The organism is Methylococcus geothermalis (assembly GCF_012769535.1).
GTDB lineage: Bacteria > Pseudomonadota > Gammaproteobacteria > Methylococcales > Methylococcaceae > Methylococcus > Methylococcus geothermalis.
This window is the reverse complement of record NZ_CP046565.1, coordinates 1247615-1261042: the sequence shown is the minus strand read 5'-3', so window position 1 is coordinate 1261042 and position 13428 is coordinate 1247615. Positions and strand designations below refer to the sequence as shown.

The window sequence follows — 13428 nt, the reverse complement described above, 5'->3', positions numbered from 1 at the left end:
CCGGCCTATGGCGGAGCCCCACATTCGCGTCACCGGCCTGACCCTGGCCTATGGCGACTTCGTCATCCAGCGGGACTTGAGCTTCACGGTCGACCGCGGCGACGTGTTCATCATCATGGGCGGCAGCGGCTGCGGCAAGAGCACGCTGCTGCGGCACATGATCGGCCTGCAGAAGCCGGCCGCCGGCCACATCCATTATGGCGAACAAGGACTGTGGGACGTCTCCGAGGTCGAGCGGGCGCGGCTGATGCGGCGCTTCGGCGTGCTCTACCAGAGTGGCGCCCTGTGGAGTTCGATGACCCTGGCCGAAAACGTCGCGCTGCCCCTGACCGAATACACCCGGCTCGGCCCGGCCGAGATCCGCGAACTGGTTTCGCTCAAGCTGGCCCTGGTCGGGCTGGCCGGCTTCGAGGACTACTACCCTTCGGAAATCAGCGGCGGCATGCAGAAGCGGGCCGGTCTGGCGCGGGCCATGGCGCTGGACCCGGAAATCCTGTTCTTCGACGAGCCTTCCGCCGGTCTCGACCCGGTGAGCGCCAAGCTGCTGGACGATCTGATCCTGCACCTGCGCGACAGCCTGGGCAGCACCGTCGTCGTGGTCACCCACGAACTGGCCAGCATCTTCGCCATCGGCAACAATTCCGTTTTCCTCGATGCCGAGTCGCACACCATGATCGCCTCGGGCGATCCGCGTAAACTGTTGGCCGAGAGCGACGATCCGCGGGTGCTGGCGTTCCTGACCCGCGGCGAGGCCACGACCACGGCCGATCTCGCAGCGCTCGAACCCGAAACCCCGGAAGTTCAATGGTATTCAGATGAACAAGGCTAATCCCACCCTGATCGGCGGCTTCGTGGTGGGCGGCATCGTACTGCTGGTGGTTTGCGTGCTGCTGTTCACCCAGCTCAAAGTCAGCGACACCATGCGGTTCGTGGTGTACTTCACCGAATCCGTGAATGGGCTGAACGTGGGGGCGCCGGTGAAGGTCAAGGGCGTCGCGGTAGGCAATGTCGTCGACATTCGCGTGCTCGCCGACATGGACGGCAGCCGGGTCCTGACGCCGGTGGTGATCGAGGTGGACCCGAACAAGATGGTCGACCGCTCCGGCCATGTCGCGAAAAAGCGCCACCGCAGCATCCAGCCGTTGATCGAACGCGGGCTGCGGGCCCAGCTTCAAGTGCAAAGCCTCGTGACCGGTCAGCTCTATGTCGCCCTGGATTTCCTTCCCTACACGCCCGTCAATCTGGTCGGAAACACCCTGGACTTCCACCCCTATGAGGAAATCCCGGCCATTCCCTCCAGCAAGGAAAAGATCACCAATACCATCGACGAGGTGGTTTCCGAGTTCCGCCAACTGCCGATGCACGAGATCGCGGCCGCGCTGGTCGCTTCCATCCGGCGGGCGGAGGAGCTGCTCAATTCGCCGAAAATCGAGTCGATACTGACCTCTACCGACCAGGCATTGCAGCAGATCAACGCCACGCTCAAAGAATCGCGGGCCCGCCTGAGCCCCATGCTCGCCAACCTGGACGGCGCCATCGGCGATCACCGGCGGCTGACCAACGATCTGGACAGCCAGCTTCAGCCGACACTCAAGCGTCTGGACGAGACCCTGCTTGCCACCACCTCCGCCATGCGCCAGATCGATGGCGCCGCCGGCAGCGTCAACGATCCCGTACTCCAGCATACGCTCGATGCGGCGATCGAAGAAATCTCCCAGGCGGCGCGGGCCATCCGAGTGCTGAGCGACTTCATCCAGCGCAACCCGAATGCCTTGATCGTGGGCAAGGAAAACGACGGAGACTGAGCCCGATGCGCCGCGCCCACAAGCCGTTTCCGTTCCTGCTGCTCACGCTGGCCGCCTTGTCTTCCGCCGGTTGCCTGCGCAGCACCGAACCGGCCAATTTCTACCAGTTGCAGCCGCTCACCGCGTCCCGGCAACAGCCGGCGAACGTCAAACCCGCGGTGGTCGGCGTCGGACCGATCAAGCTGGCATCCTACCTGGACCGGCCCCAGATCGTCGTCGCGGCGGGCCGGAACCGGCTGCAGCTCGACGAATTCCAGCGCTGGTCGGAACCGTTGCAGGAAAATCTGACCCGGGTCCTGGCGGAAAACCTGTCCCGGCTGCATCCGGCGGACCATGTCATCATTTATCCCTGGCGTCGCAACGACGCACCCGAATTGCAGCTCGAAGCCCGGATCGACCGCTTCCACACCGACGGCAGCGGCGTCAGCGTGCTGGACATCGCCTGGAGCATCTCGAAGGGAGGCACCACGGTGTACCGCAAGCGCTCGAACTACCAGGCCACCGCACAACCGCGCGACACGGAATCGCTGGTTTCGGCGCAGAGCGAACTGCTTGCCGCCTTCGCCCGAGAGGCCGGCGGCGCCCTGGAAACCTTTCGCCAACCCTGAACGCCCATGACCGCGGACCGCTTTTTCGAACGTGCAATCGGCCTTTTGACCGTAGGCCTGCTGATCGCCGCCTGCATCAAGATAATCGCGCCCTTCACCGGCGCCCTGATCTGGTCCACGATCATCGCCGTCGCCAGCTGGCCGGTGTTCGAACGCCTGACGGAGCGACTGGGCGGCCGCGCCGGCATCGCCGCCGCGCTGATCACCGCGGTGATCCTCCTGGTGATCGCCATGCCGGTGGCTCTGCTGATCAACTCTTTGGCCGACCATGTCCAGGGCGTCCTGCACATGACCGAGGACGTTTCGGCGTTGCGCCTGCCCGGCCCGCCCGCCTGGATAAACCGTATTCCACTGGCGGGACCGGAGATCGAATCACGCTGGCTGGCGGCGATCGAAAATCTCGAAACGACGCTGACGAAGATCCGCCCCTGGATCGGCAAGGCCGCCGCCTGGACCGTCAGCCAGGGCGCCCATCTCACTCTGTCGCTGCTGGAGTTCCTGCTCGCTACCATACTCGCGGGCTTCCTGTTCGTGCACGGCAAATCGCTCGCCGGCCTGCTCGAACGGTTCGCATCCACCATCGCCGGCGAAAGCGGCACGGAACTGGTGCGCATCGCCGGGCTGACCATCCGCAGCGTCACCATTGGGGTCATGGGCACGGCCCTGATCCAGTCGGTGCTGACCGCGTTCGGTTTGCTGCTGGCCGGCGTACCGGGCGCACTGCTCCTTTGGTTCGCCAGTTTCCTGCTGGCCACGCTGCAGCTCGGCACCGGACTGGTGTGGATTCCGGCAGCGGTCTGGCTGGAAATCCAGGACCAGACCGGCTGGATGATCTTCATGGTGGTCTGGGGCCTGTTCGTCAACACCATGGACAATGTCATCAAGCCCTATCTGATTGCCCAAGGCAGCGGCACGCCATTGGCAATCGTGTTCCTGGGCGTGATCGGCGGGATGCTGGCCTGGGGCTTCATCGGCATCTTCATCGGCTCCACCCTCCTGGCCGTGAGCCATGCCCTGCTGAAAGCCTGGCTCGATGCCAGGCATGAAGCCGGCTAGGGCCGCCTCCGGCCAGCAAGAAATGCCGCGGCCAGACCGTCCCTCATGATCCCCCGGCAATAACCCCGTCGCCGGGAGACCGCCGTTTGGACGAGGATCGATTCGTAGCAAGCCGGCGAACATCTGCGGCACATCGGGGAACCTCCTGTAAAAAACCTACCCGAATGCTGTAGATTGTCTCCATTCCCTTGCCTTGGATCTGCCCAGGTGCGCCGATGGTCAACTACGCAATCATCGTAACCGCCGCTCTCGCCGGCATCGTCATGGTCGACGACGACCCCACCTCGGTATCGGTCGAGGAATGGATTCTTTTCGCCGTGATGATCTATGCCGCGTCGTCTTTCATGCGGCTGTACCGGCGGTAAGCACGTGCTTCACAAGGACGGCGCCCGCGGGGGACAACCGCCTTCGAAGCCATGAGAGTCGCCGGATTCCGCCCCTTGGAGCCAAACAGCGGGGCGCAGATCATCGCTTTTCCAAGTCCGAAATGAGCCGCAACGCCTCCATGGCCTGCTTCATGGAAAGGGGTTCATCGACTCCCGGTTCGAACGCCATGCGGACTATCTCCCCCTTCATCGCGATCAGCGCCGCCTCGGCATTCTCGCCAGCCATCCTGCCATCCGTCCCGTCTCGCCAAGCGCTGCCATCCTGAATGAGTCCCAGCGCAAGCAGAAATTCCTCCGCGTTCATATCACCCTCCAATCGGGGTCACTGTGGCCCCGAGATACAATCCGCCCGGGTAGTCGCATCATATGGCGCCGGGGCGCCGAATTGAAGGGAAGCGTTATCGAGCGGCGGCCGGCCCTCCCCGCCACCGAAAGGAATCCTGCCTTCCGCCTGGCTTGGGCCGAAGCAGATCGGTTGGCAACTCGGGGGCGCCGTTGCTCCTGGTATCTGACCTGGGGTGCGAGGGGGAATCCAAAGGCTCATCGGGTCAATGCACCCTTTCCGACTGTCCAGGTGGGCGAGTCACCATGACGAGCTGCGCCAAAAGGCCATTGGCAATGGCTTCCCACTTTTGGCAGGCGTCCAACAGTTTGCGAATCTGGCGGCGACTTTCCTCCAGTTCCAGAAGCACAGCGTCGGTCTGATCCTGGGCCTTGTTGGCCAGATCTTGCGCGCGCCTGGCTTGTTCGGTGAACATTTCTAACGACTTCGTGGCGAGACTGAGCTGCTCTCGCTCCGAAATACTGGCGACTGCGTCGGCGGACAAATTCAACACATTTGCGAGGATGATGGCCGTGCTTTCGGTGTTCTGAGTCATGATGCTGCTCTCCATCCGGACAAAACTGCAGCGGGCGTTATCAACGCGATCGCTTGCCTTGATTGTTGGATAAGCAAGAATCTCTCCAAAGAGTAAGGCCGCTCGAATGGCTGTTCCAGCCAGGTCGTCGTGTCAACACACCAACCAACACACCGACGCGGTCCTGAATTTGTCGTTTTTTCGTCCCCTACGCATACCTGCAAGAGCGATCCCGCCAAATTGCAAGGCTGTCAGTTTCGGATCACTCGACAGCGAATGGGCCTTCGAGGATGCCCCTGGGCCCACGAACCCGCGCAACACACCCCGCCGGCCTCGGAACGGGCGGTGCAGCCCTGGCCTGCGGCCGGAGCAAGGAACCTGGGCGTGGGACCCGGCAGCGGCGCGGACGGCTTGCGAGTCTCCGCAACCGGGTGGGCTGATGACGGAACTGATCTATGTCAGCTCGCGGAGCACTGTCCCGGTGCTTACCGACTCCAGGCGCTCGTCACGCTAGGCCCGGATATGACCGGCATCCAGCGTCACCGGATCGAACTCGGCCAGCGAGCCACGGCATGATGCATCGAGACGGATGACCTCGAACCTCTGCCCGCGCTCCGTCGGGGCGATCTCGTAGCGATAGCGCTCGAACGGCTCGTGCATGGTGCGGATGTTGTAGGCCGCGACCTGCTTGGGAGATGATCGGCGCAGCCTGGCTTCGACCCGGGCCGCCCAGTCGCGGGCCTCGGTTTCGGTATGAATGTGGTGGTGCGGGTGCGCCCGGAAATGCGGACGACGGCGCCGTGGCGTTTCGGACAAGTTGCCATGGCCCAAACTCAGCGGTGTACGATCCGCCGGAAGGCATGCAATTCCTATAGGCGATGGTGCCGGGAGTCGGAATCGAACCGACACAGTGTTTCCACTACCAGATTTTGAGTCTGGCGCGTCTACCAGTTTCGCCATCCCGGCAATCAGGGCGGCTTAGTATAAGGAAATTCCGGCGCCGGCGCCAGCTTGCAGCCATTGCTGATGGTCTGGTTCCGCCCGATTTCTGTTAACATGCGGCGATGTTGAAAAGCGAGTTCCGCTATGATCTGCCCGAAACGCTGATCGCCCAGTCACCACTGGCGGAACGTTCCGCCAGCCGTCTGCTCTGCCTCGATGGCGCGACCGGCGCCCTGGAAGACAGGCTCTTCCGCGACCTGGATGCGCTTCTGCGCCCTGGGGACCTCCTGATATTCAACGATACCCGCGTCCTTCCCGCGCGCCTTTTCGGCCGCAAGGATACCGGCGGCGGCGTGGAGATATTGCTGGAGCGCCTCCTCGGTGCGCGGCACATGCTGGCACACGTGCGGGCCAGCAAGTCGCCAAAGGCCGGCACCACGATTTTTTTGGACGAAGGCCACCGCGTAACGGTGCTCGGCCGCGAGGGCGATCTTTTCCATCTCGAAATGGAAGGCGAAGAGTCACTTCAAACCGTGCTCGAGCGGATCGGCCATATGCCACTTCCGCCCTATATCAGCCGTGCCGACACGCCGGCCGACCTGGAGCGTTATCAAACGGTGTATGCGGCTAAGCCGGGGGCAGTGGCCGCCCCGACCGCCGGTCTGCATTTCGATGCCGCCATGCTGGAACGGCTCGGCGATGCCGGCGTGGCCATGGCGCGAGTGACCCTGCACGTCGGGGCCGGCACGTTCCAACCGATGCGTGCCGAAAACCTCGAGGATCACCGGATGCATGCCGAATTCTGCGAAGTAGGGGTGGACGTCGTCGATGCCGTGCGGCGCACCCGCAGCCGGGGCGGCCGGGTGATCGCGGTGGGCACCACCTCGATGCGTACCCTGGAAACCGCCGCCAGCAGCGGAGAGCTGCGGCCCTATGCCGGCGATACCCGTCTGTTCATCAAGCCGGGCTTCCAGTTCAACTGTGTCGATGCGCTCATAACCAACTTTCACCTGCCCGAGTCGACCCTGCTCGTCCTCGTCTGTGCCTTCGCGGGCTATCGCGAAACGCTCGCCGCCTACCGCCATGCGGTGGCGCAAGCCTACCGCTTTTTCAGTTACGGCGACGCCATGTTCGTCACCCCTAAGAAACCGAACGTCGGCCCGTGACGGACGAATACGCTCCTCATTTCGCCCTGCACGAGCGCTTGGCGCAGGACTGCCTTTCGCTGGGCCGGTTCCCTCTGTGTCGGCTGCTGTTGATGAACGACAGCAGTTATCCTTGGTTCATCCTGGTGCCGGAGCGCAACGGCATCCGCGAGATATTCCAGCTTGCCGAAGCTGACCAGGTGCGCCTGTGGGAGGAATCGACCCAGCTGTCCACACTGCTGGCCGACATCTACCGCCCGGACAAGCTCAACATCGCGGCGATCGGCAACCTCGTTCCGCAGCTCCATCTGCACCACGTCTTGCGCTACCGGGACGACCGCGCCTGGCCCGGCGTCGTTTGGGGCCGTTTCGATCCGGTGCCCTACGCCGATCCCTTCGATGACAGACTGCGGGAACTGCTGGAACGGTTGCCCCGGTTCGAGGCAAATCCGCTTCCGTGAACTGCCGGCCGGGCTGCGGCGCCTGCTGCATCGCCATCTCGATTTCCAGTCCGATACCGGGCATGCCCCAGGGCAAACCCGCCGGGACTCCCTGCATCCAGCTCCGCGACAACATGGAATGCTCCATTTTCGGCAAACCCGAGCGTCCCGGCTGTTGTTCCGGGCTCCGGCCTTCCGCCGAAATGTGCGGAGACGACCGTTTGTATGCCATGGCTTCGCTGACATGGCTCGAGCGGGCCACTCTGCCGGCCTGTGAGGACTGATCCCGCCCGATGCCTTGAGCAACGTTCCCCCGCATGGGCTAACATAGCCCCCAGGAAGTTCCCCCCTGCCAGGGAGCACATCATGAGAATGAGGCCCTTCGTTCCAGGCATCCTCCGTGCCGGGGCTCTGGTCCTGCTAGCTTGGGCTGGATCGGCCACGCCACCGGAAGCCCGGTCCGATGCCTGGGAAGGCTATGGCCGCAGCGTGCCCAAGCCCCGCTATGAACAGGACGAAGGAGCGGATTTCCAGTATAGATTCGGGGTGCACGAAGCCTTTACGCCCTACCGGGACCCGGACAGAAGCGAAGCCGAATCGCTGCCCAATCCGCTGCTCGATCCCGCCTTCAGCAGCTACCGGCTGATCGTCATCGTCAACAAATCGGATGATGCATTCTGGGGCAGAGGCCAGACTCTGCGGGTGTACCGGCAGGGAGAGGGGCTGCTCTATTACTGGCTGATATCGACGGGGGTACCGGGGTTCGAAACGCCTTCCGGCTACTTCATCCCTCAGGGCTTCTCCTACCGCCATTGGTCCGGCCCTTACGATGCGCCAATGCTGTGGTCGGTCTTCTTCAATGGCGGCATCGCCCTGCATTCTTCGCTGGATCGCGATGCGCTGCACCAGTTGGGGCGGGCCGCCGACTCGCACGGCTGCGTCCATATCGAGGACCATCGCGCAGAAGAGCTGTACCACCTGATCGGCCAGAGCGGCTACGGCTTGATCGACCGGATCGACCGCCGGAGCGGACGCCCCCTGATGGCGGGAAAAACCAGGAAGAAGATCAACGGTTACCGGACGCTCATCATCGTCGCACCGACGGCCCGCTTTTCACAGGCCGGCGAGATCCCTGAATCCAGCCAGCCCGCAAAACCCGCCGGCGCCGAGCAACCGACCGAACCCGAGGAGAAGGACACGCCCGAGCCGCCGGTCAACTATCTCGACATCTTCTGACGGTAAAGAGGCCGCGCAAGGCGGCCTCCGGCAGGGGGGACGACCGGGCTTCAGGGCCGGTTATCGACCAGTCCTTCCTTCTCCGGCAGCAGCAGATCGGCCCGGCTCACGCCCAGCGCCAGCACGACGGGACAGGCGACCAGCACCGAGGAATAGATGCCGAACACGATACCGATGGTCAACGCCAGGGCGAAATTGTGGAGGGCGTCACCGCCGAAGAAGAACATCGCCAGCACCATCAACTGGGTCATGGAATGGGTGATGATCGTGCGGGACATGGTGGCGGTGATGGCGTTGTCGATGACCTCGGTCACCGCCGCCTTCCGCATCTTGCGGAAGTTCTCGCGCACCCGGTCGAACACCACCACGGACTCGTTCACCGAATAACCCAGGATCGCCAGCACGCCGGCCAGTACGCTGAGGGTGAACTCCCATTCGAAGAACGCGAACATTCCCAGGATGATGACGATGTCGTGCATGTTGGCGATCATCGCGGCGACGGCGAATCGCCAGGCGAAGCGCATCGCCAGATAGGCCATGATGCCGGCGGCCACCAGCATGAGGGCCAATCCACCGCTTTCATACATTTCCTTGCCGACCTGAGGTCCGACGAATTCCACACGCTTAAGCTCGGCCGCGCGGTTCTGCGCCTTCAGCGCCGAGAATATCTCGTCGCTCTGCTTGGCGCCGGTATCCTCCCGTAGCGGCAGGCGAATCAGTACGTCGCGGGAGGTGCCGAAATTCTGCACGGCGGCTTCGGTGATCCGCTCTTCCTCCAACGTCTTGCGGATGGCTTCGAGATCCGCCGTCTGAGGGTAGCTGACCTCCATCAGGATGCCGCCGGTAAAGTCGATGCCGAGATTGAGTCCTTTGAATCCCAAAGCCAGGACGGCGAGAATGAAGGTCACCAGGGAGATGGTCGTCGTGAGCTTCCCATAGCGCATGAACGGGATGTCACGCTTGATTTTGAAAAATTCCATGGGTGCTGTCCTCAGACTGCGATCTTGACCAGCTTGCGCTGCCGGCCGTAGGTGAAGTTGACGAGCGCCCTGGAGACCAGGACGGCGCTGAACATGGAGGTCAGGATGCCGATGCACAGCACCAGCGCGAAACCACGGACCGGACCGGCGCCCAGCAGGAACAGCGCGATACCGGCCACGAAGGTGGTGACGTTGGAGTCCAGAATCGTCGAGAACGCGCGCTCATAGCCGGCATGGATGGCCGCATGGGGAGTACTCCCGGCCCGTAGCTCCTCGCGTATGCGTTCGTTGATGAGCACGTTGGCGTCGATCGCCATGCCGACGGTCAGAGCGATACCGGCCAGGCCCGGCAAGGTCAGGGTCGCCTGCAGCAGCGACAGCACGGCCACCAGCAACAGCACGTTGGCCCCCAGCGCCAGGACCGAAAACACCCCGAATGCCCGGTAATAAAGGATCATGAATACCGCGATGGCGACGAACCCGTAGCCGTTGGACTTGATGCCGCGGTCGATGTTCTCCTTGCCCATGCTGGGGCCGACGGTGCGCTCCTCGACGATGTCCACCGGTGCGGCCAGGGCACCGGCGCGCAGCAGCAGGGCCAGGTTCCGCGCTTCCTCGGTGCTGTCCAATCCGGTGATCTGGAAGCGCTTGCTGAAGCGGTCGCGGATGGTCGCGATGTTGATGACTTCCTCGACCTTTTTCTTGGTCGTCACCTTTTGGCCCCCGACTTCCTTGGTCTCGGACTTGTTCTCGATATAAACCACTGCCATGGCGCGGCCGACGTTTTCGCGGGTGATGTCGCCCATCTTCTTGGCACCCACGCTGTTGAGGGTGACGTACACCGCGGGCGCACCGCTCTGCTGGTCGATGCCGGAAGCCGCATCCACGACCTGATCGCCGGTGACGATGATCTTGCGTTCCAGCAGGACCGGACGGTTCTGGCGGTCGCGATAGAGGTGCGAGCCCAGAGGCGCTTTCTCGCCCTCGGCCGGCACCGGATGTTCGTTGTCGACCAGCCGGAATTCCAGGGTCGCCGTGGCGCCGAGAATTTCCTTGGCCCGCGCGGTGTCCTGGACGCCGGGCAACTGGACCACGATACGGTCCTCGCCCTGTTGTTGGATCACGGGCTCCGCCACCCCGAGCTCGTTGACGCGGTTGCGTAGCGTCGTGATGTTCTGGGCGACGGCGAAGCGCTTGATTTCGCGCCGCTCGACTTCGGACAAGCGCCCTTCGATCAGGTTTTCGCTGCCCTTGACATCGATTTGCAAGCCGCGCAGTTCCCGCTTCAGCAGCACCTGCGCCTGGGACAGGGTGTTTGAATCCGGCAGGCGCACCTGGATCACGCCGTTCTGTTTTTCCACCGACTGGTAGCGGATCTTGTTTTCGCGCAGCAGGCTGCGGGCGTCTTCCGCGTAGCGGTCTTCCGCCTGTTTGACGGCGGCATCCATATCGACCTGGAGCAGGAAATGCACGCCACCCCGCAGGTCGAGCCCCAGATACATCGGCTTGGCGCCGAAGGCGCGCAGCCACGACGGCGTCGACGGCGCCAGGTTCAGGGCCACCGTGTAGGCATCCCCCAGCCTCTCGTTCAGGATGTCGGATGCCTTGAGCTGCGAATCGGTATCGCCGAACCGGACCAGCATCCGCTTATCGGCCATCTCCACGGCTTTCGCCTTGAGCCCGGCGGCATCCAGCAGGCTCTGCACCTGTACTTTCAGGCGGTCGTCGACTTTCGCCGCACGAACCGCCGACAACTGGACGGAGGGGTCTTCACCGAAGAAATTGGGCAGCGCGTAAATGATCCCGAGGATCAACACGGCCGCGACCATCAGGTTTTTCCATAAGGGAAAACGGTTTCGCATGCTCGGAACCTATTTGGAAACGGGAGTTTCCGGCGGGTTTGCAGGCCCGCCGGAGAGGCGGGTTTACTTGGATTCGGGTTTGCGCTTCGCCGCTTTGTAAGTGCCCTTGGGCATCAGCGAAGCGACGGCGTTGCGCTGTACGCAGATCTGAACATTTTCGGCCACTTCCAGCGTGACGAAATTATCGTCGACCTCGACCACCCGGCCCAGAACCCCCCCCGTCGTGACCACTTCAACCCCCTTGACGAGCGACTGCAGCAGCTTCTTGTGTTCCCTCTGGCGGCGGTTCTGCGGCAGCACGAACAGCAGGAAGAACACGGCGAGAACGGCCATGGGCAGAATCAAGCCGGCGGCGCCGGGTTCCTGCGCCGCCGCGGGAGCGGCCTCCGCCAAGGCGTCGGCAATAAAGAAACTCATGGTCAACCTCTAGTTCTTATTTGACGAATTCAAAGTTGCGCATTATCACACAAATGCGTTACCCGTGGAGCGGAGGGCGTGGAATCGCTCGACGAACCGCTTGAGGGTTCCTTCCTCGATGGCGGCACGCAGACCGGCCATCAGTTCCTGGTAATAGAACAGGTTATGGATGGTGTTCAAGCGGGCCCCGAGAATCTCGCCGCACCGGTCGAGATGGCGCAGATAGGCGCGGGAATAGTGACGGCAGGTATAACAGCCGCACTCCCCGTCGATCGGCCGCAGATCGTCCCGGTACTGCGCGTTGCGGATACGGACCGCCCCGAAGCGGGTGAACAGATGGCCGTTGCGGGCATTGCGGGTCGGCAGCACGCAGTCGAACATGTCGATGCCGCGCATCACCGCATCGACGATGTCTTCCGGCGTGCCCACCCCCATCAAATAGCGGGGACGCCCGACGGGCATCAGCGGCATCAGGGCCTCCAGCACCCGCTGCCGGTCCTCCTTGGGCTCGCCGACCGAAAGGCCGCCGATCGCGTAGCCGTCGAAGCCGATCTCCCGCAAACCCGCGATCGAACGGGCCCGCAGGTCTTCGTACATGCCGCCCTGGACGATGCCGAACAGGGCGGAAGGATTGTCCGAATGCGCCGCCTTGCTGCGCTCCGCCCAGCGCAGTGACAGTTCCATCGAGGCGCGCGCCTCGCCGTATTCCGCCGGATACGGGGTACACTCGTCGAAGATCATCACGATGTCCGAGCCAAGCGCGCGCTGGACGGTCATGGATTCTTCCGGCCCCATGAACACCGGGCTGCCGTCGATGGGGGAGCGAAACCACACGCCCTGCTCGCTGATCTTGCGCATCGCGCCCAGGCTGAACACCTGGAAGCCGCCGGAGTCGGTCAGGATCGGTCCGTCCCAGTGCATGAACCCGTGCAGGTCGCCGTGGGCCCGGATGATGTCGACGCCCGGACGCAGCATCAGATGGAAGGTGTTGCCGAGGATGATCTCCGCCCCGCCCTCGCGCAGCTCCTCGGGCGTCATGGCCTTGACCGTGCCGTAGGTACCCACCGGCATGAAGGCCGGCGTCTGCACCCGGCCTCGCGGAAACCAAAGTTCGCCACGGCGAGCCGGACCGTCGCAGCATGTGACAGCGAATTCCATGGGTTCTTGGCCTGAATGAAAAAAAGCCGGCCCGAACGCAAACACGTCGAGGCCGGCTTTAGGGATATTCAAATTGGTGCCGATGGTCGGACTTGAACCGACACGACTTGCGTCACCACCCCCTCAAGATGGCGTGTCTACCAATTCCACCACATCGGCTGGGTATTCGGGAACGGACATTACGGCGCGGGTTGTCCCGGCACGTCGGACTCACTCTTGGCCGGTTCCGGAGCTATCACGGGCATGTCCGGCTGGGACTGCTGCGCCGCGGGTACGTCCATGATGTCGAGCCGTTTATTATCCACATGGCCCGATAAATAAGCAAGGGTAAGGCTCGTCCCGAAAAACAGAGTGGCCAGAATGGCCGTGGTCCGCGACAGGAACGACGCCGCGCCGCGCGCGCCGAACAGGCTGCCGGACGAACCGCCGCCGAAACCGGCACCGGCATCCGCCCCCCGCCCCTGCTGCAGCAGCACCAATCCGACGATGCTCAAGGCGAGCAGAACATGAAAGACAGTCAACGCTTGAATCATAAA

The 13428-nt window shown here is 63.2% G+C and carries 17 protein-coding genes and 2 tRNA genes; 9 read left to right on the top strand and 10 right to left on the bottom strand.

The features are described from left to right. The first annotated feature begins 7 nt into the window (after nucleotides 1-7). From GNH96_RS06130 to GNH96_RS06110, 5 genes are all read left to right on the top strand, one after another. Nucleotides 8-829 carry an ABC transporter ATP-binding protein gene (locus GNH96_RS06130; protein WP_169602868.1) on the top strand — a complete coding sequence of 274 codons (822 nt, stop codon included), beginning with the start codon at nucleotides 8-10 and terminating at the stop codon, nucleotides 827-829. Then, nucleotides 816-1805 carry an MlaD family protein gene (locus GNH96_RS06125; RefSeq protein WP_169602867.1) on the top strand — a complete coding sequence of 330 codons (990 nt, stop codon included), beginning with the start codon at nucleotides 816-818 and terminating at the stop codon, nucleotides 1803-1805. Before GNH96_RS06130 ends, GNH96_RS06125 begins: the two co-directional genes overlap by 14 nt. Nucleotides 1806-1810: 5 nt before the next feature. Beyond that, nucleotides 1811-2413 carry a PqiC family protein gene (locus tag GNH96_RS06120; protein WP_169602866.1) on the top strand — a complete coding sequence of 201 codons (603 nt, stop codon included), beginning with the start codon at nucleotides 1811-1813 and terminating at the stop codon, nucleotides 2411-2413. A 6-nt stretch (nucleotides 2414-2419) separates the two neighbouring features. Further along, nucleotides 2420-3469, top strand: coding sequence for an AI-2E family transporter (locus GNH96_RS06115; protein ID WP_169602865.1), 1050 nt, complete (start codon nucleotides 2420-2422; stop codon nucleotides 3467-3469). A 215-nt stretch (nucleotides 3470-3684) separates the two neighbouring features. After that, nucleotides 3685-3834, top strand: a complete 150-nt coding sequence (locus GNH96_RS06110) for a hypothetical protein (protein ID WP_169602864.1) — start codon at nucleotides 3685-3687, stop codon at nucleotides 3832-3834. A 100-nt stretch (nucleotides 3835-3934) separates the two neighbouring features. Here GNH96_RS06110 and GNH96_RS06105 read toward each other — a convergent pair whose 3' ends face one another. From GNH96_RS06105 to GNH96_RS06090, 4 genes are all read right to left on the bottom strand, one after another. Further along, entirely contained in the window at nucleotides 3935-4159 is a 225-nt protein-coding gene (locus GNH96_RS06105) for a hypothetical protein (RefSeq protein ID WP_169602863.1), read from the bottom strand. 244 nt (nucleotides 4160-4403) lie between these two features. Beyond that, nucleotides 4404-4733: a hypothetical protein gene (locus tag GNH96_RS06100; protein WP_169602862.1), complete on the bottom strand. Its 330-nt coding sequence runs from the start codon at nucleotides 4731-4733 to the stop codon at nucleotides 4404-4406. Between the two features lie 489 nt (nucleotides 4734-5222). After that, on the bottom strand, nucleotides 5223-5528 hold the full coding sequence (locus tag GNH96_RS06095) for a hypothetical protein (RefSeq protein ID WP_169602861.1): 306 nt from the start codon (nucleotides 5526-5528) through the stop codon (nucleotides 5223-5225). A 63-nt stretch (nucleotides 5529-5591) separates the two neighbouring features. Further along, nucleotides 5592-5678, bottom strand: a tRNA-Leu gene (locus GNH96_RS06090). A gap of 98 nt (nucleotides 5679-5776) precedes the next feature. Here GNH96_RS06090 and queA point away from each other — a divergent pair. The 4 genes from queA (at nucleotide 5777) to GNH96_RS06070 (ending at nucleotide 8475) form a co-directional block, all read left to right on the top strand. Next, nucleotides 5777-6820 (top strand): tRNA preQ1(34) S-adenosylmethionine ribosyltransferase-isomerase QueA, encoded by a 1044-nt coding sequence (gene queA / locus GNH96_RS06085; RefSeq protein ID WP_169602860.1) that lies wholly within the window; start codon nucleotides 5777-5779, stop codon nucleotides 6818-6820. Next, a complete protein-coding gene (locus tag GNH96_RS06080) occupies nucleotides 6817-7260 on the top strand; it encodes an HIT domain-containing protein (RefSeq protein ID WP_169602859.1) in 444 nt (147 codons plus the stop codon). Before queA ends, GNH96_RS06080 begins: the two co-directional genes overlap by 4 nt. Beyond that, nucleotides 7257-7523: a YkgJ family cysteine cluster protein gene (locus GNH96_RS06075; RefSeq protein WP_169602858.1), complete on the top strand. Its 267-nt coding sequence runs from the start codon at nucleotides 7257-7259 to the stop codon at nucleotides 7521-7523. Before GNH96_RS06080 ends, GNH96_RS06075 begins: the two co-directional genes overlap by 4 nt. 82 nt (nucleotides 7524-7605) lie before the next feature. Continuing rightward, nucleotides 7606-8475, top strand: a complete 870-nt coding sequence (locus tag GNH96_RS06070; protein WP_169602857.1) for a L,D-transpeptidase — start codon at nucleotides 7606-7608, stop codon at nucleotides 8473-8475. A 50-nt stretch (nucleotides 8476-8525) separates the two neighbouring features. Here the strand turns inward: GNH96_RS06070 and secF are convergent, their stop codons facing one another. From secF to secG, 6 genes are all read right to left on the bottom strand, one after another. Continuing rightward, a complete protein-coding gene (secF, locus tag GNH96_RS06065) occupies nucleotides 8526-9455 on the bottom strand; it encodes a protein translocase subunit SecF (protein ID WP_169602856.1) in 930 nt (309 codons plus the stop codon). An 11-nt stretch (nucleotides 9456-9466) separates the two neighbouring features. Next, on the bottom strand, nucleotides 9467-11317 hold the full coding sequence (secD, locus tag GNH96_RS06060; RefSeq protein WP_169602855.1) for a protein translocase subunit SecD: 1851 nt from the start codon (nucleotides 11315-11317) through the stop codon (nucleotides 9467-9469). Between the two features lie 63 nt (nucleotides 11318-11380). Then, nucleotides 11381-11734, bottom strand: a complete 354-nt coding sequence (gene yajC, locus GNH96_RS06055; RefSeq protein WP_188114794.1) for a preprotein translocase subunit YajC — start codon at nucleotides 11732-11734, stop codon at nucleotides 11381-11383. A gap of 45 nt (nucleotides 11735-11779) precedes the next feature. After that, a complete protein-coding gene (tgt, locus tag GNH96_RS06050) occupies nucleotides 11780-12892 on the bottom strand; it encodes a tRNA guanosine(34) transglycosylase Tgt (RefSeq protein WP_169602853.1) in 1113 nt (370 codons plus the stop codon). Nucleotides 12893-12966: 74 nt separating this feature from the next. After that, a tRNA-Leu gene (locus tag GNH96_RS06045) sits at nucleotides 12967-13051 on the bottom strand. 20 nt (nucleotides 13052-13071) lie between these two features. Next, entirely contained in the window at nucleotides 13072-13425 is a 354-nt protein-coding gene (gene secG, locus GNH96_RS06040; RefSeq protein WP_169602852.1) for a preprotein translocase subunit SecG, read from the bottom strand. Nucleotides 13426-13428 lie beyond the last annotated feature (3 nt).

What these genes read in the sequence shown, in the direction of transcription:
- GNH96_RS06130 (WP_169602868.1), top strand. Translation starts at nt 8, where the DNA reads ATGGCGGAGCCCCACATTCGCGTCACCGGCCTGACCCTGGCCTATGGC.
- GNH96_RS06125 (WP_169602867.1), top strand. Translation starts at nt 816, where the DNA reads ATGAACAAGGCTAATCCCACCCTGATCGGCGGCTTCGTGGTGGGCGGC.
- GNH96_RS06120 (WP_169602866.1), top strand. Translation starts at nt 1,811, where the DNA reads ATGCGCCGCGCCCACAAGCCGTTTCCGTTCCTGCTGCTCACGCTGGCC.
- GNH96_RS06115 (WP_169602865.1), top strand. Translation starts at nt 2,420, where the DNA reads ATGACCGCGGACCGCTTTTTCGAACGTGCAATCGGCCTTTTGACCGTA.
- GNH96_RS06110 (WP_169602864.1), top strand. Translation starts at nt 3,685, where the DNA reads ATGGTCAACTACGCAATCATCGTAACCGCCGCTCTCGCCGGCATCGTC.
- GNH96_RS06105 (WP_169602863.1), bottom strand. Translation starts at nt 4,159, where the DNA reads ATGAACGCGGAGGAATTTCTGCTTGCGCTGGGACTCATTCAGGATGGC.
- GNH96_RS06100 (WP_169602862.1), bottom strand. Translation starts at nt 4,733, where the DNA reads ATGACTCAGAACACCGAAAGCACGGCCATCATCCTCGCAAATGTGTTG.
- queA (WP_169602860.1), top strand. Translation starts at nt 5,777, where the DNA reads ATGTTGAAAAGCGAGTTCCGCTATGATCTGCCCGAAACGCTGATCGCC.
- GNH96_RS06070 (WP_169602857.1), top strand. Translation starts at nt 7,606, where the DNA reads ATGAGAATGAGGCCCTTCGTTCCAGGCATCCTCCGTGCCGGGGCTCTG.
- secF (WP_169602856.1), bottom strand. Translation starts at nt 9,455, where the DNA reads ATGGAATTTTTCAAAATCAAGCGTGACATCCCGTTCATGCGCTATGGG.
- secD (WP_169602855.1), bottom strand. Translation starts at nt 11,317, where the DNA reads ATGCGAAACCGTTTTCCCTTATGGAAAAACCTGATGGTCGCGGCCGTG.
- yajC (WP_188114794.1), bottom strand. Translation starts at nt 11,734, where the DNA reads ATGAGTTTCTTTATTGCCGACGCCTTGGCGGAGGCCGCTCCCGCGGCG.
- tgt (WP_169602853.1), bottom strand. Translation starts at nt 12,892, where the DNA reads ATGGAATTCGCTGTCACATGCTGCGACGGTCCGGCTCGCCGTGGCGAA.
- secG (WP_169602852.1), bottom strand. Translation starts at nt 13,425, where the DNA reads ATGATTCAAGCGTTGACTGTCTTTCATGTTCTGCTCGCCTTGAGCATC.